The sequence below is a fragment of the Thermogutta sp. genome, assembly GCF_014359955.1.
Lineage (GTDB): Bacteria > Planctomycetota > Planctomycetia > Pirellulales > Thermoguttaceae > Thermogutta.
On record NZ_JACIYL010000471.1, the window covers coordinates 1 to 3468 of the forward strand.

Genomic DNA, 3468 nt, shown 5'->3' on the forward strand with positions numbered 1-3468 from the left:
GGGGACCCGCTGTTGTCGCGGTCAGTCCAAAGCCCGTGAATTCCAGGCTGGAACCTCTGGCCGTGTGGTACACTCAAAAAGAGAGACGGCTTGGTTGAAACGTGCCCTTTTGCCGCACGAGTCAATTGACCCAATTTCGGAGAAGTCATGGGAGTGGGATCCAGATACCAGCTTTTTTTGTGGCGGGTCCTGGGATGCGTGGTCGCGTTTTTTGCGGTTACCGCCCACGTCTCCGCGGACGAGCTCACTGATGCCATCAAGCGTCAGACGGACGCGTACCGCGAAAAGCTTGAGTCCCTGGCGAAGTGGTGTGAAAGTCAGGGGCTGATGGAAGAGGCGGAACGGACCCGGCGCTGGCTTCATCCCGTTCTCGAAGACCGCCTCCTTGTGCCCATTCTCCCGCGCAAGATTGGGACGCTTACACCCCCGGAGGCCGAATCCCCACTCCAGCAGGAGTGGTACAGACGCTGGGGCGCCCTGCGAAAAGAGCAGGCCGACGGCCTGTTTGCACTCGCCCGCGGGGCCATTCGGCAGGGGCGAGCGGCCCTCGCCCTGGATCTCGCCCTGGCGGCCCTTCACGAGAACCCCGATCACGAGGGGCTTCGCCGCCTTTTCGGTTTTCAGGCCTATTCTGGATACTGGCGCACGGCCTATGAAGTCCGCCGATTGCGGGCAGGAGATGTGTGGCATGAGCGTTTCGGCTGGTTACCCAAAGGCTACGTTGCCCGGTATGAACAGGGGGAACGCTTCTATCGCAATCGCTGGATCTCTGCGGAAGAGGAACGCAAGCTGAGAAGCACCCTTCAGAACGGCTGGGTGGTGGAAACCGAACATTATCGGGTTTTGACCGATCACAGCCTGGAGGAAGGAGTTCGCCTGGCCGAGCAGTTCGAGAGGCTCAATGAAGTGTGGAGCCGTCTTTTTATCCGGTTTTACACGAGCGACGCCCAAATCCGTGCGCTCTTCGATCTCCGCAATCGGCCCCCCGTGGCCAATCCGGTCCAGCACCGAATCGTCCTATTCCGCAATCGGGAGGAGTACAACGCAGCTCTGAAAAGTCGCTTTCCGCAGGTGGAACTCAGCGTCGGACTGTACGACGGCGCGAGTCGATGCTGTTATTTTTTTGCGGGACCGGGCTTCGATGCGTCCACCGCCTATCATGAAGCGACCCACCAGTTGTTCCAGGAGGTTGGCCGATCGGTGCCGAATCCCGGGTTCCGGTGCAATTACTGGGTGATCGAGGGGGCGGCCATGTATTTGGAAACGCTCCGCCAGGAAGGGGATTTCTTCGTGCTCGGAGGAATCGATACGCCCCGCTTGCTAGCCGCCCGGGTAAGGTTCCTCCAGGATCATTTTTATGTCCCCCTGGAAAAATTTTGCAGCTTGGGAATGGAAGAATTCCAGACCGACTCGCGGATCGGTGCCCTTTACAGTCAGGCGGCCGGACTCACGCAATTCTTCATGCATTTTGATGGCGGCCGTTACCGCGATGCTTTGGTCAACTTTCTGGCGGCCGTTTACCTGGGTCGCGATAATCCAGACAGCCTTTCTCAACTGACGGGAGTACGATTCACACAACTGGACGAGCAGTACGCGGCCTACATGCGATCCTTGCCCAGCCTTCCCATGATGCGGATCGAAGAACCCGCGCAAGATGCCTCCACTCGCCCTGCAAGGTGAAAATCTCGGACGCCCCGATCGAAAGAGGGGCTCACTCGGGGTCACGGGAAAGCTGGCGGCCCGTCTGGCGAACCCTACGGCCGGGCTCTCTCTGCTTGAGATTGCAGAACAGGTGCAAATCTTTTCGCTTAACGTTTGACACCGCACGGATCGTGGGTAACATAATAGGGGGGCCGGGATTGTGCGCGGTGCGGTGGCACACGCTCAGCCCCGCACGGACGGAGGCCCAGCTCGGCAAGACGCTGGCGATACGAAAAATTTTCACATTCTGAGTCAATAAATTTTGTGAGCGGACCGTAGCAACGGGCCGAAAACCGGTTGCGACGGTTAATATTTGAGGGGATGAGCATCGCGGTCAACCTTTTATGGCCATCACAACGGCGTGCCAGATACGGGACGCCAGTTGGGATTTGCCGATAGTCGTTCAGGCCCGTGCCGGAGTTCCTGGTGCGAGTCTGCTGCGCCCGGGCGGAATCCGGCCATGTTAAAGTTGGAAGGCGTGGCGGTGCGTTGGGCGCCGTCAGATCCGCTGTTAGAAAAGCCGTGGTGGCATCCGGTGAGGTTTTCGACCACGCGGGATTGCGGCTCGGAAAATGTGGGTTATGTTGAGCGAAAGGGGGTGAAAGCGGGAGAAAGGAGGCCCAAGGTGTCGTGAGGAGACTCCGTCTATCCTCGAGCGGCTCAGCGAGAGGTCCGCAGTTATGTCCTTTATTGAAGTGTTTTGTCCTCACGGACATCGATTAAAGGTCCGCGAAGAGTACAGCGGCCGGACGGGGGCCTGCCCGGTCTGTGGGGCCAAAGTCAAGGTCCCTGAGAAAAAGCAGAGCCTCAGTGAGGACGAAATTCTGAAGCTCCTGGGGGAGGCTCCGCCACCACGCGCGGAGAACCCCACCGCCGAGGCCGTTACTGAAGGGCCATCGCAACCAGCACCTGCACGATTGCCGAAGAAAATCTGTGAGAAATGTCATCGGGAAATCCTCGCCGCCACCCGCATTTGTCCCTATTGTCATACCTATCTGGGATTTAGAGATTTGACCAAATAGCACTCGTCTGGGCGGCTCGTCGGGTTGAACCGGATCCCATGCGGCTACAGAAAGCGTCCATGAATTCCCGCCGGGGACCCGTTGCGTCGGAGAAAATGCAGGAAATCTTGCAGGCGTTCAATTCGGGAGCCCCTCGTAAGGTCTATTCCATTCCTCCATTAAGTAGGGAGATACTTGGCATGCGGCAGAGTATAAGATTGACTATAGTAGAGCCCTGGCAAGCCGCAGTGTCGTTGAGCGGGGTTTGTGCAAGCTGCCCGGGGATGGGGACTGAGGATCCCGTGTGTCGGGGTGGCCGACGGGAAAATCTCAAGTGCCGGTGTGGGAGCAGAGCGGGGCTCGATGCCACGTAAAACGATGAAAAACTGAAAAGCTTTAAGGGAGGTGTTGCCCTTCGATCGATGAGTGAGCGGTCCATCTCGATTGTCAACTGGGAGACGCTGGCCGGCGTTCTGGGACCTTGTGATCAGCACGCGCGGATGATCCGGGAGGTGCTGGGAGTCCGGGTGACGGCCAACAACAATAAGATCTATGTCAGCGGGGAAGACGCTGCGGTGCTCCAAGCCACTGAAATTCTGGAGCGACTGCAATCGCTCGTCCGTCGCAACGGGTCGGTAGCACCTGAGGAGGTTCGCCGTCTCTTGCTGGAGGTCCAAGCAGGCCCGATTCAGGAAGACGTCCCCCCCATTGAGGTGTTCGGCGGGCGTCGCGTCTATCCGCGCACGCCCGGACAGGCCCGATATGT

The 3468-nt window shown here is 58.7% G+C and carries 2 protein-coding genes and 1 pseudogene; all 3 read left to right on the plus strand.

Features of this window, described 5'->3' with window-relative positions; all coding sequences use genetic code 11:
* The first annotated feature begins 147 nt into the window (after window positions 1-147).
* Window positions 148-1680: a hypothetical protein gene (locus tag H5U08_RS13155; RefSeq protein WP_297033856.1), complete on the plus strand. Its 1533-nt coding sequence runs from the start codon at window positions 148-150 to the stop codon at window positions 1678-1680.
* Between the two features lie 701 nt (window positions 1681-2381).
* Entirely contained in the window at window positions 2382-2723 is a 342-nt protein-coding gene (locus H5U08_RS13160) for a hypothetical protein (RefSeq protein ID WP_297033859.1), read from the plus strand.
* A gap of 401 nt (window positions 2724-3124) precedes the next feature.
* Window positions 3125-3468, plus strand: a pseudogene (locus tag H5U08_RS13165) (hypothetical protein); the annotation flags it as partial.

Bases quoted from the DNA above. Each gene is read 5' to 3' on its own strand.
- H5U08_RS13155 (WP_297033856.1), top strand. From the start codon at position 148: ATGGGAGTGGGATCCAGATACCAGCTTTTTTTGTGGCGGGTCCTGGGA.
- H5U08_RS13160 (WP_297033859.1), top strand. From the start codon at position 2,382: ATGTCCTTTATTGAAGTGTTTTGTCCTCACGGACATCGATTAAAGGTC.